Source organism: Brevundimonas sp. UBA4553 (genome assembly GCF_002387245.1).
GTDB lineage: Bacteria > Pseudomonadota > Alphaproteobacteria > Caulobacterales > Caulobacteraceae > Brevundimonas.
On sequence record NZ_DGLD01000013.1, the window covers coordinates 178,490 to 193,554 of the forward strand.

At 69.1% G+C, this 15,065-nt stretch carries 15 protein-coding genes and 1 other RNA gene; 8 read left to right on the forward strand and 8 right to left on the reverse strand.

The window, feature by feature from the left end; genetic code table 11:
• Nucleotides 1-2: 2 nt before the first annotated feature.
• Nucleotides 3-1,586 carry a 2-polyprenylphenol 6-hydroxylase gene (gene ubiB / locus B4A39_RS08510; RefSeq protein WP_292035395.1) on the reverse strand — a complete coding sequence of 528 codons (1,584 nt, stop codon included), beginning with the start codon at nucleotides 1,584-1,586 and terminating at the stop codon, nucleotides 3-5.
• Nucleotides 1,574-2,356: a class I SAM-dependent methyltransferase gene (locus tag B4A39_RS08515; RefSeq protein ID WP_292035397.1), complete on the reverse strand. Its 783-nt coding sequence runs from the start codon at nucleotides 2,354-2,356 to the stop codon at nucleotides 1,574-1,576. Before B4A39_RS08515 ends, ubiB begins: the two co-directional genes overlap by 13 nt.
• 135 nt (nucleotides 2,357-2,491) lie before the next feature.
• On the opposite strand from B4A39_RS08515, the gene B4A39_RS08520 reads away from it, so the two are divergent.
• Both B4A39_RS08520 and B4A39_RS08525 read left to right on the forward strand, forming a co-directional pair.
• Nucleotides 2,492-2,788: a 4a-hydroxytetrahydrobiopterin dehydratase gene (locus B4A39_RS08520; RefSeq protein WP_292035399.1), complete on the forward strand. Its 297-nt coding sequence runs from the start codon at nucleotides 2,492-2,494 to the stop codon at nucleotides 2,786-2,788.
• A complete protein-coding gene (locus B4A39_RS08525) occupies nucleotides 2,785-3,579 on the forward strand; it encodes an SDR family oxidoreductase (protein ID WP_292035401.1) in 795 nt (264 codons plus the stop codon). The genes B4A39_RS08520 and B4A39_RS08525 overlap by 4 nt, the downstream gene beginning before the upstream one ends.
• Nucleotides 3,580-3,775: 196 nt before the next feature.
• Here B4A39_RS08525 and thrS read toward each other — a convergent pair whose 3' ends face one another.
• The 4 genes from thrS to B4A39_RS08545 all read right to left on the reverse strand — a co-directional run bounded on the left by thrS (nucleotide 3,776) and on the right by B4A39_RS08545 (nucleotide 7,409).
• Entirely contained in the window at nucleotides 3,776-5,716 is a 1,941-nt protein-coding gene (thrS, locus tag B4A39_RS08530; protein ID WP_292035403.1) for a threonine--tRNA ligase, read from the reverse strand.
• Entirely contained in the window at nucleotides 5,713-5,961 is a 249-nt protein-coding gene (gene yidD / locus B4A39_RS08535; RefSeq protein WP_105562548.1) for a membrane protein insertion efficiency factor YidD, read from the reverse strand. The genes thrS and yidD overlap by 4 nt, the downstream gene beginning before the upstream one ends.
• A gap of 80 nt (nucleotides 5,962-6,041) precedes the next feature.
• Nucleotides 6,042-6,512: an iron-sulfur cluster assembly scaffold protein gene (locus tag B4A39_RS08540; protein ID WP_292035405.1), complete on the reverse strand. Its 471-nt coding sequence runs from the start codon at nucleotides 6,510-6,512 to the stop codon at nucleotides 6,042-6,044.
• Between the two features lie 72 nt (nucleotides 6,513-6,584).
• Nucleotides 6,585-7,409: a hypothetical protein gene (locus tag B4A39_RS08545; RefSeq protein WP_292035407.1), complete on the reverse strand. Its 825-nt coding sequence runs from the start codon at nucleotides 7,407-7,409 to the stop codon at nucleotides 6,585-6,587.
• A gap of 94 nt (nucleotides 7,410-7,503) precedes the next feature.
• Between B4A39_RS08545 and B4A39_RS08550 the strand changes: the two genes are divergently transcribed.
• The gene (locus B4A39_RS08550) at nucleotides 7,504-8,889 is read left to right on the forward strand and encodes a leucyl aminopeptidase family protein (protein WP_292035408.1); all 1,386 of its coding nucleotides are present in this window, start codon (nucleotides 7,504-7,506) and stop codon (nucleotides 8,887-8,889) included.
• Nucleotides 8,890-8,966: 77 nt separating this feature from the next.
• On the forward strand, nucleotides 8,967-9,770 hold the full coding sequence (locus B4A39_RS08555) for a C40 family peptidase (protein ID WP_292035410.1): 804 nt from the start codon (nucleotides 8,967-8,969) through the stop codon (nucleotides 9,768-9,770).
• 106 nt (nucleotides 9,771-9,876) lie between these two features.
• Here the strand turns inward: B4A39_RS08555 and B4A39_RS08560 are convergent, their stop codons facing one another.
• Nucleotides 9,877-10,590, reverse strand: a complete 714-nt coding sequence (locus B4A39_RS08560; RefSeq protein WP_292035412.1) for a c-type cytochrome — start codon at nucleotides 10,588-10,590, stop codon at nucleotides 9,877-9,879.
• Between the two features lie 145 nt (nucleotides 10,591-10,735).
• Here B4A39_RS08560 and B4A39_RS08565 point away from each other — a divergent pair, with 145 nt between their 5' ends.
• Nucleotides 10,736-11,458, forward strand: a complete 723-nt coding sequence (locus B4A39_RS08565; RefSeq protein WP_292035413.1) for a 3-deoxy-manno-octulosonate cytidylyltransferase — start codon at nucleotides 10,736-10,738, stop codon at nucleotides 11,456-11,458.
• Between the two features lie 31 nt (nucleotides 11,459-11,489).
• Here the strand turns inward: B4A39_RS08565 and nudC are convergent, their stop codons facing one another.
• The gene (gene nudC, locus B4A39_RS08570; RefSeq protein ID WP_292035415.1) at nucleotides 11,490-12,407 is read right to left on the reverse strand and encodes an NAD(+) diphosphatase; all 918 of its coding nucleotides are present in this window, start codon (nucleotides 12,405-12,407) and stop codon (nucleotides 11,490-11,492) included.
• A 73-nt stretch (nucleotides 12,408-12,480) separates the two neighbouring features.
• Between nudC and ffs the strand changes: the two genes are divergently transcribed.
• From ffs to B4A39_RS08585, 3 genes are all read left to right on the forward strand, one after another.
• Nucleotides 12,481-12,574, forward strand: an RNA gene (gene ffs / locus B4A39_RS08575) — signal recognition particle sRNA small type.
• 174 nt (nucleotides 12,575-12,748) lie between these two features.
• Entirely contained in the window at nucleotides 12,749-13,150 is a 402-nt protein-coding gene (locus B4A39_RS08580) for a DUF3597 domain-containing protein (protein ID WP_292035417.1), read from the forward strand.
• A 56-nt stretch (nucleotides 13,151-13,206) separates the two neighbouring features.
• On the forward strand, nucleotides 13,207-15,060 hold the full coding sequence (locus B4A39_RS08585; protein ID WP_292035419.1) for a DNA polymerase III subunit gamma/tau: 1,854 nt from the start codon (nucleotides 13,207-13,209) through the stop codon (nucleotides 15,058-15,060).
• Nucleotides 15,061-15,065: the final 5 nt, after the last annotated feature.

Here is a 15,065-nt window from a genome sequence, read left to right on the forward strand (position 1 = left end):
CGTCAGGCGACGATCATCGGCCAGAGTGTCAGGACCAAGGCGGCCATCGACGCACAGACAGCGACGGTGACGGCGGCGACCACCCAGGGCCGCGTTCCGGCCTTCTCGATCACCAACGTCTGAGATTGCGGCGGGTTCTGCGCCAGGTGCGACAGGGCCTTCAGCGTGGCGATGGCCTCTTCCACCGTCTCCCGGATCTGGGCCTGCGGGCCCAGTTCGCGCTTGATCCAGCGCTCGACCACGGGCTTGGCGGCCTCCCACAGGTCGTGGTCGGGGTTGAGGCGGCGCGCCACCCCCTCGACCGAGACCATGGTCTTCTGCAGCAGCACCAGCTCAGGGCGCATATGCATGTCGAACAGGGCCGTGATCTCGAACAGCTGGCCCAGCAGACGGCCCATCGACACCTGGCTGGCCTGGCGGCCGATGACCGGCTCGCCGACCGCGCGCAGGGCCTGGGCGAAGGTATCGACCGAGTGATGCGGCGGCACGTAGCCAGCCTCGAAATGGACGCGGCTGATGCGGTCGTAGTCGCGGCTGATGAAGCCCCACAGGATCTCGGCCAGATAGCGTCGCTCGGCCGGGCCCAGCCGGCCGACGATGCCGAAGTCGATGGCGGTGACGTGGGCGGGAGCGTCGGCGAACAGATTGCCCTCGTGCAGGTCGGCGTGGAAGACGCCGTGGTCCAGGGCCTGCACCAGGAAGCCGCGCACGACCGTGTCGGCCAGGGCGTCCTTGTCGAGGCCGGGCAGGGCCTCAAGGGCCGGGTCGGTCATCGGCAGGCCGGGGGCCCATTCCAGCGTCAGCACGCGCTTGCCCACCCCGTCCCAGACGATGGCGGGGGCCGACATATAGCCGTCCTTGGCCATGACCTCGGCCAGTTCTGAGGCGGCGGCGGCCTCCAGCCGCATGTCCAGTTCTAGCGACAGGGCGCGGGCGATGATCTCGACGAAGGCCTGGGGCTCCAGCCGCCGGGCGGGCTCGACGAACTTCTGCACCAGCTTGGCGCCGAGCCGCATGGCGTCCAGACCGCGCGCCACGCGACGCTCGACTCCGGGACGCAGCACCTTGACCGCCACCTTGCGGCCGTCGGCCAACCAGGCGGGATGGGCTTGCGCCAGGGAAGCGGCGGCGACCGGCTCGCCCAGATCTCGGTACAGGCTCTCGACCGGGCGGCCCAGCGAGCGTTCGATCTCGGCGCGGGCCTCGTCCAAGGGGAAGGGGGGCAGCTTGTCCTTCAGTCGGCCCAGATCCCGAGCGAACTGGATGCCGAAGATGTCGGCGCGGGTGGCCAGGACCTGACCCAGCTTGATGGCCACGGGGCCGAGGTGCTCGAAGGCTTGCCCCACGCGCTGTCCGGGGCGACCGGCGCGGTGCTTGCGGCTGGCCGTCATCTGCACCAGCCGCGCGAAGGGGCGGGTCCAGGCGGGCAGCAGCGGATTGACCTCGCGCGGGATCAGGGCGCCGTGACGCGCCAGCACCCAGCCCCAGCCGATCAGGCGCAAGCTGGCGCCCAGCGGATCGCGAACGGGCTCCGGCGTCGGGGCGGCGGGCGGGGTCTTGACGGAGAGCCGGCTCAGATCGCCCACCCGTGGTGGATGGCTGCGATCCCGCCCGACAGGTTGGTGACGCTGACGCGGCTGAACCCTGCGTCCTCGATCATCCGCTTGAAGGTCGCCTGATCTGGGAAGCGGCGGATGCTTTCGACCAGGTACTGATAGCTGTCGCGATCCTTGGCGACCCATTCGCCGATGCGCGGAATGGCGTGGAAGGACCAGGCGTCATAGGCCTTGCGCAGGGCGCTGGTCGTGGGGTGCGAGAACTCCAGGCAGATGAAGCGGCCGCCCGGCTTCAGCGCGCGCCGGGCCTCTTTCAGCGCCCCCGCCACATCCGAGACGTTGCGGATGCCGAAGCTGATCGAATAGGCGTCCAGACAGGCGTCGGGGAAGGGCAGGTTCATGGCGTCGCCGACGCCCCAGGCCATCTCGGGCTCGCCGCCCTTGGCCACGCCGTTCAGGATCATCTCGGCGTTGTAATCCATGACGATGACGGTGGCGTCCTCGCCGCCGCGGCGTTGCTGGGCCGCGCGCGCCATCTTCGAATAGCGCCGCGCCATGTCGCCGGTGCCGCCGGCCATGTCGAGGATGACTTCGCCGGGACGGGCGTTCAGCTTGGCCGCCGTGGCGTCCTTCCACAGACGGTGCACGCCCGCGCTCATCAGGTCGTTCATCAGGTCGTAGTTGGAGGCGACGGAGTCAAAGACGCCGCGCACCATCTGCACCTTTTCCCTGGCGTCCACGTCGCGGAAGCCGAAGGAGGAGGTCTTGCCGGAGGAGGATGAGTTGTCGGCCTGTGTCATGACAGGGGGTGTAACGCCTCATGCGCGCGGCGTCATCCGGGGAAGCGTCGCAGAACATCGACAGGCTGACGCGGCGTCACGGCTTGTCGCCTTGGCGGGGCCGCGATACGCCTGAACAAAATCAAGGAGACGCCCATGACCGCCGCCCTCGACGTCAACGCCGTGCTTCAGGGTTTGCCCGACTGGCGCCGCGCCGACGATCCGCGTCCGGCCATCGCCCGCTCGCTGAAGTTCGCCGACTTCAACGCCGCCTTCGGCTTCATGACCCGCGTCGCCCTGCTGGCCGACAAGGCGGATCACCACCCCGAATGGTCCAACGTCTACAATCGCGTCGAGGTGCTGCTGACCACCCATGACGCGGGCGGCGTGACCGAGCGCGATGTCGCCATGGCCCGCTTCATCAACGAGGCCGTCAAAGGTCTGGTCGAGTGAGCGCCCCTCGTCAGGGACGCGTTTCCGGCAAGGCCGCCCTCATCACCGGGGCGGCGGGCGGTCTGGGCCAGGCCATGGCGCGGATGCTGGTGCGCGAAGGAGCGAAAGTCGCCGTCTCCGACCGCGATCTGAACGGCGCCAAGGCTCTGGCCGACAGCATCAACGCTGATTACCCGGGCTCGGCCTTCGCCTATGAGCATGACGTGACGCGTGAGGACGATTGGGTCCGCGTGGCCGCCGCCGCCGCCGAGGACATGGGCGGCCTGTCCATCCTGGTGAACAACGCCGGCATCGGCGGTTCTCTGGCCTGGGCGGAACAGGACACGCTGGACAACTGGCGGCTGGTTCAGGCGGTGAACATCGAGTCGGTCATGCTGGGCTGCAAGCACGCCATGCCGCATCTGCGGGCGTCGGGCGCAGGCTCCATCGTCAACATCTCGTCGATCGCGGGCCTGGCGGCGGCGCCGGGCATGGGCGCTTACAACGCCACCAAGGCGGCGGTCTGGCTCTACACCAAGACGGTGGCGCTGGAGGCGGCCAAGGCCGGCTGGAACGTACGCGCCAACTCGGTCCACCCGGTCTTCATCAAGACGCCGATCCTCGATCCCTTCGTCGCCATGGCCGGCGGCGACGAGACGACGGCGCATGAAAAGCTTGCGCGCGGCATTCCGCTGAAGCGCATAGGCGAGCCCGACGACGTGGCGTATTGCGTCCTCTATCTGGCCTCGGACGAGTCCAAGTTCGTGACCGGCGCGGAGTTCAAGATCGACGGCGGCCTGACGGCGCAGTGACCTAAACCCCCGCTCATCCCCGCGGAGGCGGGGACCCAGGCTTTGGCCACGCGTGTTTCGGTCACCGATGGCCGTGAAGTCTACCCGTGTCGCGGCGCGTGAAGCTCCTACTGCGTCCCCGCCTCCGCGGGGATGAGCGGATCAGTATGGTCCCAAAGAAAAACGCCCCGGTCGCTCGACCGGGGCGTTGTCATGTTCAGGCCTGACCGTCGCGGAGACGTTTCAGGTCCGGCGCCAGGGCCTCGTCGGTCAGGATGGCGATGGCCTCCTCGACGGTGACGATGGTCTGGGCCTGGCTGCCCAGGCGGCGGATGGCGACCTTGCCTTCCTCGGCTTCCTTGCGGCCGACGACGGCGATGGCGGGCACCTTGCCGACCGAGTGTTCGCGGATCTTGTAGTTGATCTTCTCGTTGCGCAGATCGATCTCGGTGCGCAGGCCCGCGGCGCGGAACTTGGCGACGACTTCCTCGGCATAGCCGTCGGCGTCCGAGGTGATGGTGGCCACCACGGCCTGGGTCGGCGCCAGCCACAGCGGGAAGGCCCCGGCGTAGTTCTCGATCATGATGCCGATGAAGCGCTCGAACGAGCCCAGGATCGCGCGGTGCAGCATGACCGGGCGGTGCTTCTGGCCGTCCTCGGCGATGTAGGTCGCGTCCAGACGGTCCGGCAGGACATAGTCCAGCTGGATCGTGCCGCAGGTCCATTCGCGACCGATTGCGTCCTTGACGATGAAGTCCAGCTTGGGCGCGTAGAAGGCGCCGTCGCCCTCGGCGATGACCACATCGACCCCGGCGTGGCGTGCGGCTTCGGCCATCTGGGCCTCGGCCTTGTCCCAGAACTCGTCCGACCCGGCGCGGACGTCGGGGCGAGTGGCCAGGTTGATGTAGGCCGTCTCCATGCCGAGGTCGGCGTGGACCGACTGGGCCAGCTTGATGAACTCGGCCGTCTCGTCGACGATCTGGTCTTCGCGGCAGAAGATGTGGGCGTCGTCCTGGGTGAAGCCGCGCACGCGCATCAGGCCGTGCAGCGAACCCGACGGCTCATAGCGGTGGCAGGCGCCGAACTCGGCCATGCGCAGCGGCAGTTCACGATAGGAGCGCTGGCCCTGATCGAAGATCTGCACGTGGCCGGGGCAGTTCATCGGCTTCAGGGAAAGGGTCTCGCCCTCCACCGTCTCGCAGACGAACATGTTGGGACGGTACTTCTCCCAGTGGCCCGAGGCCTCCCAGAACTTGCGGTCCAGCACTTGCGGCGTCTTGACCTCGACATAGCCCGAGGCGTCCAGACGGCGACGCATATAGGCCTCCAGCACGCGCCACAGGACCCAGCCCTTGGGGTGCCAGAAGACCATGCCGCGGCCCTCTTCCTGCATGTGGAAGAGCTCCATGGCGCGGCCCAGCTTGCGGTGGTCGCGCTTCTCGGCCTCCTCGATGCGCAGCAGATAGGCGTCCAGGTCCTCCTTGGTCGCCCAGGCGGTGCCGTAGATGCGCTGCAGCTGGGCGCGGTTCGAATCCCCGCGCCAGTAGGCGCCGGCCAGCTTGGTCAGCTTGAAGGCCTTGCCGACGAACTTTGTGGTCGGGAAGTGCGGTCCCCGGCACAGGTCGGCCCATTCGCCCTGCTTGTAGACGGTGATGGTCTCCGTGCCCGGCAGATCGCGGATCAACTCGGCCTTGTAGGTCTCGCCGATCTTTTCGAAGTGGGCGATGGCCTCGTCGCGGTCCCAGACCTGACGCTCCAGCGGGGCGCCTCGGTCGATGATTTCGCCCATCTTCTTTTCGATCTTGGCGAAGTCATCGGTCGAGAAGGGCTCGTCGCGGGCGAAATCGTAATAGAAGCCGTCCTCGATGGCCGGGCCGATGGTGACCTGGGTGCCGGGGAACAGCTCCTGCACCGCCTGGGCCAGGACGTGGGCGGCGTCGTGACGGATGGTCTCCAGCGCCTCGGGATCGTCGCGCATCAAAAGACGGAAGTCGCCGTTCCCGTCGATGACGCGGTCCAGGTCGCGCTGCTCGCCGTTCCAGACGACCAAGGCCGCCTTCTTGGCCAGCGAGGGCGAGATGGCGGCGGCCACGTCGCGGCCCGTCGAGCCGGCCGGATACTGACGCACGGCGCCGTCGGGGAATTTCAGTTCGATCATGACGGTCGTTCTTTTTCGATCTTGGCGGGCGGCACGGGATCATAGCCCGAACCGCCGAAGGGATGGCATTTACAGAGACGGCGCACGGTGAGCCATCCCCCCCGAACCGGACCATGCTGGAGCAGGGCGTCGCGCCCATAGTCCGAGCAGGTCGGCAGAAATCGGCACGACTGGCCGAAGAAGGGGGACAGCGTCACCTTGTAGCCCCGATGGGCCGCGCGGACGCTGCGTTCGTAGAGAGACATCGGTCCCTTCGCCGGGGGCTCTGTTTCGGGTTCGCGCCGCTTATCCCTTGTCATCGCAGGGGGATCAACCGGGCGAAGCCTCAGGCCGCGCCGGCGAGGCGAGTTCGCGTATCGCTGTGGTGCTTTTCCAACGCCTGATTGACAGCGTCCAGCGTGGCTTCCAGCGCCACCATGGTCGAGGCGTGGCGCGCCGGATAGTCCGCCACCTGTTTCAGCACCCGCAGGCCCTCGAAGCGCCCGGCCGGGCCCTCGCCGCCGGACTTCAACATGGCCAGCATGGCGTCACGGGCCTCGGCGATTTCGTGAGCCGTGGCGCCGATGATGCTCTCGCCCACCACGCCCGCCGCCGCCTGACCCAGGGCGCAGGCCTTCACCGCCTGGGCGAAGTCGCTGATGCGGCCCGCGTCGTCCAGCGCCACATCGACGATCGCCTTCGACCCGCACAGCTTGGCCACGCGTTCGGCGGTCCCTTGCGGGGCGGCCAACCGCCCGCTGTGCGGCAGGTTGGCCGCCAGCGACAGGATGCGCGCGCTGTAGAGGTCGTCGATCATGCGGTGAAGATAGGCGTGATGGGTGGAAGAATGAAGATGCGATCCTCTCCCGCTGCGCCTGGGCGGATTAGGTCAACCGCCCTGAACCGAAGACCAGGTGCGGGCCGTGCCGGGCTCGACAGCCGCCGTGACGGGGGCGCCTCTCGCCGCGGCCGTTCTTTCAGCCAGCCAGCGCAGGTTGGCGTCGGCCACCTCGGGCGGCAGATCACGGCGCAGGATCTGTTCGGCCTCGGCCGTCTTGCCCTGCAGGCCCAGCGACAGGGCCAGGTTCTGGCGCACCTTCAGGGTGGCGGTCGGTTGGGCCGCGGCGCGGCGCAGCAGGATTTCAGCCGAGGGCGCGTCGCCCTCGCCCATGCGGGCGATGGCGGCGTTGGTCAGGACGTCCGGATTGTCGGGCGACAGGCGCAGGGCTTCGTTCCAGGCGGTCTTGGCGTCGTCGGCCCGACGCACCTGCTGATAGGCCACGCCCAGTAGCGACAGCGGCCGCCAGTCGCGCGGGGCCGAAGCGCGCGCCTGTTCCAATGCGGCGATGCCATAGAAGGCCTGACCGCGCGCGATGTGGGCGCGGCCGACCTCCAGCATGGCTTCGATATTGGCGGGCTGGACGGTCAACACGCCCTGCGCCGTCTCGGCGGCCTGATCGAACTGACCCAGTTCGCGCAGGGCCTGGGCCGTCTTGACCCCGGCGACCGGGTCCATCGGATTGATCTGCTGTTCCTGCGACCAGAAGACCGAGCGCGTCAGGGCGTCGGCGCGGTCATAGCTTGCGCGCGTCGCGGCGTCGGCGGGCGCGCGCGTCTGCACGGCGGCAGGAGCGGGCGTTTGCGCCTGAACGGCGCCCGCCAGGCTCCAAAGAGCCAGCGTCATGGTTGCGGCGGCGACGGCGGTGCGCGACATGGAGAGGGTCCGGACGGTTTCCTGCGGCCCCAGCGTCGCGCCTCCGGGTCAAGGTTTGGTTAATCGGCCTTTAAGGGCCGGAAAGGCTCGCCCCATGTCCGTGGTTCACTCCGACCTGCTGATCGCCGCTTCCGACGCCGCGCGCCCGGTGCGCCTCGTGGCGCAAGGGCAGGGGCTGATCGGCAAGGCGGCCGCCTGGGCCGAGGCCAACGGCTTCACCGGCAAGACGGGCCAACTTCTCATTGTGCCCAGCGACGACGGCGCGGCGTCTGAGGCCCTGTTCGGCGCGGGCGAGACGTTTGATCCCCTGACGGCCCGTTCCCTGCCGACCCGTCTGCCCGCCGGCGACTGGCGTCTGGAGGGCGTAGAGGGCGAGGCGGCGTCGCAGGCCGCTCTGGCCTTCGCCCTTGGCGGCTACCTGTTCGACCGCTACAAGGCCCGGCCCGAGCGCGGCCGCGCGCGCCTTGTCGCGCCTGCGGGCCTCGATCTGGCCGAGGCCCTGAACATCGCCGCCGCCGCCGCCCTGGCCCGCGAGATGGTCGACACCCCCGCCGCCGACATGGGGCCGCTGCAGATCGAGACTATCGCCCGCGAAATCGCGGAAGCCGCGGACGCGACGCTTGCCGTCACGACTGGCGACGCCCTGCTGGAAGAGAACTATCCCGCCGTCCACGCCGTCGGCCGCGCCGCCGCGCCGCATCGCGCCCCGCGCGTCATCGAGCTCGGCTGGAAGTTGGACCGAACCGACCTGCCGCTGGTGGCCCTGGTCGGCAAGGGGGTGGTGTTCGACACCGGCGGTCTGGACCTCAAGCCCGCCGCCGGGATGCGCAACATGAAGAAGGACATGGGCGGTTCGGCCCATGCCCTCGCGCTCGGGCGCCTCATCATGCGGGCGGACCTGCCCGTGCGTCTGGTGGTGCTGGTCGCCGCCGTCGAGAATGCGGTATCCGCCGACGCCTTCCGCCCCGGCGACATCCTGAACAGCCGCAAGGGTCTGACCATCGAGGTCGGCAACACCGACGCCGAGGGTCGCCTGATCCTGGCCGACATCCTGACGCGGGCGGGCGAGCACGAGCCCGACCTGACCCTCGATTTCGCCACCCTGACCGGTGCGGCGCGGATGGCTCTCGGCCCCGAACTGCCGCCGCTCTACACCGACGACGAGGCCTTGGCCGAGGGCATCCTCAGCGCCGGTCAGGCGGTGGGCGATCCCCTGTGGAGGATGCCGCTGTGGGCCGGCTATCGCGCCTCTCTCGACAGCGAGATCGCGGATGTGAAGAACGATTCCGCCGCCTGGGCGCAGGCCGGATCGGTGACGGCGGCGCTGTTCCTGCAGAAGTTCGCGCCGACGACGGGATCGTGGGCGCATATGGACATCTTCGCCTGGAACCCCCGCGCCCGTCCCGGCTGGCCCGAGGGCGGCGAAGCCCAGGCCCTGCGCGCCTGCTACCGCTATCTGCGTGACCGATTCGCCCAATAGCCAAGGCTGTTAACGCCCGATTTGGCTTCGGCGTTTACAAGGGGCGACTTACCCGCGTGAACCGCCGAGCCCTCGTATTGTCCGACGCCCTCGACCTGATCCCGCCCGGCGCCCCCCTGATCCTTCGGGACGGGGATCGCGTGGTGCTGGCCGAGCAGGCGCTGGAAGGTCTGATCCGGGCCGAGGCCTATCTGCGCCCCGAACCCATGCATTGCCGGGTTCCTGTCGCGGACATCCTTTCCGACACGGACCAGCGCATCGACCAGCTGCTGTTCGGCGAGGCCTTCGACGTCCTGCATCGCCAGGGTGAGCGGGCCTGGGGCCGCGCCCGGCGCGACGGCGTCGTCGGCTGGGTCGCGCTGAACCTGCTGTCGTCCGGCGCGCCGCTGGCCACCCACCGCGTCTCCTCCGTCGCCGCCGCCCTGCCGCTGAACGCCCTGATCGGCGAGACGGCCGACGGCCTCAGCGAGGCCGACCTTCAACCGGTCGGCGATTTCGAGCGCGAGCCGGTGGCGGTGGCCGAGCGGCTTCTGGGCCGTCCCCATGCCCTGGGCGCCCGTTCCTCGTTCGAGACGGATTGTTCGGGGCTGGTGCAACAGGCCCTGTTGGCCTGCGGTCTGCCCGGCCCGCGCCGCTCCGACGCCCAGGCCGATCTGGGGCGCCCGATCGCCCGGGCCGCCGCGCAGCGCGGCGATCTGGTCGTCTGGATGGCCCCGAACCAGGACCACGACTGGACCGGCCATTCCGCCATCATGGTGGACGCCGATCAGGTCATTCACGCCACCGGCGCCCATGGCGGGGTGGTCATCGAGCCCCTGTCCGAGGTCGAGGCCCGGCTGACCGGCGAAGGCTTTGCTTCGGCCGTCTTCCGGCGCATCTGAACTCCCTTCTCAATCCTTCCCCGTTTTCACGAGCGAGGATCAGACGCCCAAACGCAGAAAAGGCGGCCCGAAGGCCGCCTTTTCCGTTGTCTGGATTAGCTGACGCTTACGCCGTCGGGGCGCTGGTCGCGGCCGGCGGAGCGGCCGGGGTGGCCTGGGTCGTGGCCGGAGCCGCGCCTTCCGCCGCCGGAGCGACCTCGGTGGCGGCGGCGCCTTCGGCCGGAGCCGCGCCCTCGGCGGCCGGAGCCGCTGCGGCGCCCGGCTGACGCGCCGGATCCGGCGCGGGGATGCCGAAGCCGCCCGAGCCCTGGGTGCGCAGCCAGGCGATCAGGTTGATGCGGGTCTTCTCGTCGCGGATGCCGGCGAACGACATCTTGGTGCCGGGGATGTAGCGGCCCGGCGCGGTCAGGAAGTGGTCGATCTCGTCATAGCCCCAGGTCGGGGCCTCGGCCTTGTGCTTGGCCATGGCGTCCGAATAGGCGAAGCCGGCGCGGTGCATGGCGGGGCCGCCGATGACGCCGAACAGGTTGGGGCCGATGCCGTCCGCGCCGCCCGTGTTGGCGGTGTGGCAGGCCTGGCAGCGCGCGAAGGCGGCTTCGCCGGCGGCCAGATCGGCGGTCGGCAGGACCGTACCCCAGTCGATCGGCAGGGCGGCCGGTTCAGCGCCCGCGGCCTCGTCCGGCGCGTCCACGAAGTAGCCCATCTTTTCGGGTTGCTTGGTGTGGTACACCATGCCCGAAACCTGCTGGACCACCAGGATCACAAAGGCGGTGCCCAGGCACGCGCCCATAATCTTGTTCCACTTCAGATCGCCGCTCATGCGCGTCGTCGCTTCCCGTCTCTAATGAGCCCCCCAACCGCGAAGCGGCCTCAGGCATATTCTTGCGTCGGCGTCTCTGACACGCTAGCGCGACCTTCGCAACCGGCCCGGCCGCTTCCGGGCGCCTCTGGACGTCGTCAAGTCGATGAATCCGCTGATAATGATACCCGCTCGCATGGCGGCGACCCGTTTGCCCAACAAGCCGCTGGCCGATATCGGCGGCAAGCCGATGATCGTGCGCGCCTGGGAACAGGCGGCCCTGTCCGGTTTCCGCGTCGCCGTGGCCGCCGGTGATCCCGAAATCGTCGAGGCGGTGGAGGCGGCCGGCGGCCTGGCCGTCCTGACCGATCCTGGCCTGCCCAGCGGTTCGGACCGCATCCGCGCTGCGGTCGAGGCGGTCGATCCCGACGGCGCACATGATCTGGTCATCAACATCCAGGGCGACATGCCCTTCGCCTCGCCTGGTCTGGCGCGCGCCTGCGCCGATCTGCTGGCAGGCGAACCGGCCTGCGACATCGCCACCCTGGTCGCGGCCGAGGCCGAGGTCTCGGACCGCACCAACCCCGATGTGGTGAAAGCCGTCCTGGCCCTGCCGGAAGGCGGGACCAGCGGCCGCGCCCTCTATTTCACCCGCTCGACCCTCTACGGCGACGGTCCCATCTGGCGGCACGTCGGCATCTACGGCTATCGCCGCGACGCCCTGATGCGCTTCTGCGCCGCTCCGCCGTCGCCGCTGGAGAGGCGCGAAAAGCTGGAGCAGCTGCGCGCCCTGGAAATGGGCCTGCAGATCTGGGCCTCGGTGATCGACGAAGCCCCGCTGTCGGTGGACAACCCGGCCGATCTGCAAGCGGCCAGAGCGCTCGCCTGACCCTGCCTTCTCCCCTTGAGGGAGAAGGGCCTTATTCCTCCGCCCAGGTCTCCAGCAGCCGCCGCGCGATGGCGAACGGCGGCGGCGCATGGATCGTCCCGTGCGTCCCGGCCAGCACTGCCCGCGCCTCGGCGCGCGTCAGCCAGGCCACGGCTTCCAGTTCGGTCTGGTCCGGGGCGGCGTTGTCGTCCGTGACCTCGGCGATCAGCCCGATCATCAACTGGGCGGGGAAGGGCCAGGGCTGGCTGGAATGATAGGCGACGCCCGACACGGTCAGCCCCGCCTCCTCCATCACCTCGCGGGCGCAGGCCTCCTCGATGGATTCGCCGGGTTCCATGAAGCCGGCCAGGGCCGACATCCGGCCTTCGGGCCAGGCGGCCTGGCGGCCCAGCAGGCAACGAGGTTCCGCACCGCCCTTGTAGACCGGCAGCATGATGACGACCGGATCGACGCGCGGGAAATGTTCGACCCCGCAGGCCGGGCAGACCCGCCGCCACCCGCCCGAGGCCTGATCGGTCGCCTTGCCGCAGGCGGCGCAGAAGCCGTGACGGCGGCGCCAGTCGAACAGGCTCTTGGCCGTTCCGGCGATGGCCACGTCGGCCTCCGCCAGGGCGGCGGCGGCGGCGCGCATCTCGATGAACTGGCCCAGTCCCCCGGCCGGCCCGGTCGTCGGATCGATGGAGCCCTCGAACTCCACCGCAAAGACCGGCGCGCCCTTCCACAGGCCTAGGAAGACGTCGCGGTCCGGGACCAGGTCGCGACCGTGGCCCAGCGACAGCCAGACCAGCCGTTGTCCGCCTTCATGATCCTCGACCAGAGGCCGTCCCTCCCACAGCACCATGGCCAGGGCCTCGGGGTTGGCCTCCTGCTCGCCCAGCCAGGCGACGTCGTTGCGAAGGTCGCCGGAGCGGTCGAGCGGATTGCCGGAGAAGGCGTTGCGATAGGGCATGGCGCTTCATACCCCCGAGACGACCGCGCGGGGAGGGGTCTTGATTCCCGGCTCGGCAACCGTCATATCCCTCCTCGGAGATCGCGGGCGAAGGCTTCGCCAATCTGGTCAGGGCCGGAAGGCAGCAGCCACAACGAATTCCCCTTCGGGTCGCGGTCTCCACCTCCTTTTTTGCGCTACGCTCCCGACGCGGTCGGTCGCCGCTTGAGCGCGATTTCAGACTATTCAGACGAATTTGGACTCTGTTTTTTAGCAGGGCTCTTGGCTGCGTCGCGCAAGCGTCACGGAACCGGACACGCCTTGACCCGCTGAATGGGCTTCACCCTTTCAGGAGCAGGCGCATGAGCATTCTCGGGTCCATTCTCGGCGGCATCTTCAAGAAGAAGAAGGAAGACGCGGCTCCTGCCGCCCCGGTGGCGCCCGCGCCGGCCGCGACCCCGGTCCAGCCCCCGGTCACGGCCGCCGTCGCCAGCGCACCTCAGCCGGCGCCCGAGGTCGATGTCGCCGGCATCCTTGACTTCATGAACGACCAGCGCGCGCAGAAGCTGAACTGGCGCACCTCGATCGTTGATCTGATGAAGCTGGTCGGGCTGGAATCCTCGCTGGCCGAGCGCAAGGAACTGGCCGACGAGCTGGGCTACACCGGCGACAAGTCCGACAGCGCCAGCATGAATATCTGGCTGCACAAGCAGGTGATTCAGAAGATCCGCGACAACGGCGGCCGTCTGCCCACCGATCTCTGAAGTCCGTCTCTCGCGAGGGGGTGCGCGACCGCGCCCTCTCGCGCTAAGACAGGATCATGAGCGACGTCGATCCGAGTCTTGATGGCCCTCCCTGGGAGGAGGACGTTCCCGAGCGGGACGAGAACACCGACGACATGTTCGGCGCGCCCGCTGCTGCGCCCGAGCCTGTAGCTGCCCCGGTCGTCGCGCCCGCTCCCACGCCTGCGAAAGCCGAACCTGTCACCGACGAGCCCGCCGACGACGGCGCCTACAAGGTTCTGGCGCGCAAGTACCGCCCGCGCACGTTCGAAGATCTCATCGGGCAGGAGGCCATGGTCAGGACCCTGACCAACGCCTTCGCCACCGGCCGCATCGCCCACGCCTTCATGCTGACCGGGGTTCGGGGCGTCGGCAAGACGACGACCGCCCGCCTGCTGGCCCGCGCGCTGAACAACGAAACCGACGTCATCGACAAGCCGTCGCTGAGCCTGACGGCGCATGGCCGTCACGACGCCTCCATCATGGCCGGCCAGCACATGGACGTCATGGAGATGGACGCCGCCTCGCACACCGGCGTCAACGACATCCGCGACATCCTTGAAAGCGTCCGCTACGCCCCCGTAGAGGCCCGCTACAAGGTCTATGTTCTCGACGAGGTCCACATGCTGTCGACGCAGGCGTTCAACGCCCTGCTGAAGACGCTGGAAGAGCCGCCGCCCCACGCCAAGTTCATCTTCGCCACCACCGAGATCCGCAAGGTCCCGGTGACCATCCTGTCGCGCTGCCAGCGCTTCGACCTGCGTCGCGTCGAGCCGGAAATCCTGGTCGAGCACCTGTCGCGCATCGCTGATCGCGAGGGCATGAAGATCGAGCAGGAGGCCCTGGCCCTGATCTCCCGCGCGGCCGAAGGCTCTGTGCGGGACGGCCTCAGCCTGCTGGATCAGGCCCTGGTTCAGGCCGAGAGCGGCGCGACGGTCCAGACCGCGACCGTGCGCGACATGCTGGGTCTGGCCGACCGGACCCAGACGATCGCCCTGTTCGAATCCATCATGGCCGGGCGCACGCCCGAGGCGCTGGAAACCTTCCGCACCCTTTACGGCTATGGCGCTGATCCGGTGCAGGTGACCAACGACCTGCTGGAGCATTGCCACGCGGCCTCGGTCGCCAAGATGCTGGGGCCGAACGCCACCCGCCTGCCCAATGATCAGGCGCAGAAGCTGACGGCCATGGGGGCGGCGATTTCCGCCGGGACCCTGTCGCGGACCTGGCAGATGCTGCTGAAAGCCCTGGACGAGGTGCGGCGCGCACCCAATCCGGCCGACGCCGTCGAGATGGCCATCGTCCGTCTGGCCTACGCCGCCGACCTGCCGGGACCGGAAGAAGCGCTGAAGGCCATCCAGTCGGGGGGGACCCTGCCGGGCGGCGGCGCGGGCGGTCCTCGTAGTGGTGGGGGCGGCGGCGGAGGCGGCGCCTCAGCCATGCTGGCGGCGCGGCCCATGGCCCAGCCGGCATTGCCGGACCCCCAGACCTTCGAGGCCGTGGTCGCCCTGATCGGCGACAAGCGTGAGATCACGCTGCAGATGGACGTCGAGCGCTATGTGAAGCCGGTCTCGTTCAAGCCGGGCGCCATTGTCTATGAACCGGCGGCGGGCTCCCCCGTCGATCTGGCGCGGCGCCTGGCCTCGCGGCTCAAGGAATGGACCGGCCGCACCTGGCTGATCGCCGCCAATGGCCAGGGTGGCGGCGAGACCCTGATCGAGGTCGAGAAAAAGGCCCGCTCCGCCCGCCGTGCGGCGGTCGAGGCGGACCCCTTCGTCGTGTCCATCATGCAGGCCTTCCCCGGCGCCGAGATCAAGGAGATCAAGCTCCTGGCCCCGGCGGTCGAGATGCCCGCCATCCCCGAGGACGACGAAGCGGGCGAAGACGACTGATCGCC

What these genes read in the sequence shown, in the direction of transcription:
- B4A39_RS08585 (WP_292035419.1), top strand. Translation starts at nt 13,207, where the DNA reads ATGAGCGACGTCGATCCGAGTCTTGATGGCCCTCCCTGGGAGGAGGAC.
- B4A39_RS08550 (WP_292035408.1), top strand. Translation starts at nt 7,504, where the DNA reads ATGTCCGTGGTTCACTCCGACCTGCTGATCGCCGCTTCCGACGCCGCG.
- B4A39_RS08560 (WP_292035412.1), bottom strand. Translation starts at nt 10,590, where the DNA reads ATGAGCGGCGATCTGAAGTGGAACAAGATTATGGGCGCGTGCCTGGGC.
- B4A39_RS08540 (WP_292035405.1), bottom strand. Translation starts at nt 6,512, where the DNA reads ATGATCGACGACCTCTACAGCGCGCGCATCCTGTCGCTGGCGGCCAAC.
- B4A39_RS08515 (WP_292035397.1), bottom strand. Translation starts at nt 2,356, where the DNA reads ATGACACAGGCCGACAACTCATCCTCCTCCGGCAAGACCTCCTCCTTC.
- B4A39_RS08545 (WP_292035407.1), bottom strand. Translation starts at nt 7,409, where the DNA reads ATGTCGCGCACCGCCGTCGCCGCCGCAACCATGACGCTGGCTCTTTGG.
- B4A39_RS08520 (WP_292035399.1), top strand. Translation starts at nt 2,492, where the DNA reads ATGACCGCCGCCCTCGACGTCAACGCCGTGCTTCAGGGTTTGCCCGAC.
- B4A39_RS08580 (WP_292035417.1), top strand. Translation starts at nt 12,749, where the DNA reads ATGAGCATTCTCGGGTCCATTCTCGGCGGCATCTTCAAGAAGAAGAAG.
- B4A39_RS08565 (WP_292035413.1), top strand. Translation starts at nt 10,736, where the DNA reads ATGAATCCGCTGATAATGATACCCGCTCGCATGGCGGCGACCCGTTTG.
- yidD (WP_105562548.1), bottom strand. Translation starts at nt 5,961, where the DNA reads ATGTCTCTCTACGAACGCAGCGTCCGCGCGGCCCATCGGGGCTACAAG.
- nudC (WP_292035415.1), bottom strand. Translation starts at nt 12,407, where the DNA reads ATGCCCTATCGCAACGCCTTCTCCGGCAATCCGCTCGACCGCTCCGGC.
- thrS (WP_292035403.1), bottom strand. Translation starts at nt 5,716, where the DNA reads ATGATCGAACTGAAATTCCCCGACGGCGCCGTGCGTCAGTATCCGGCC.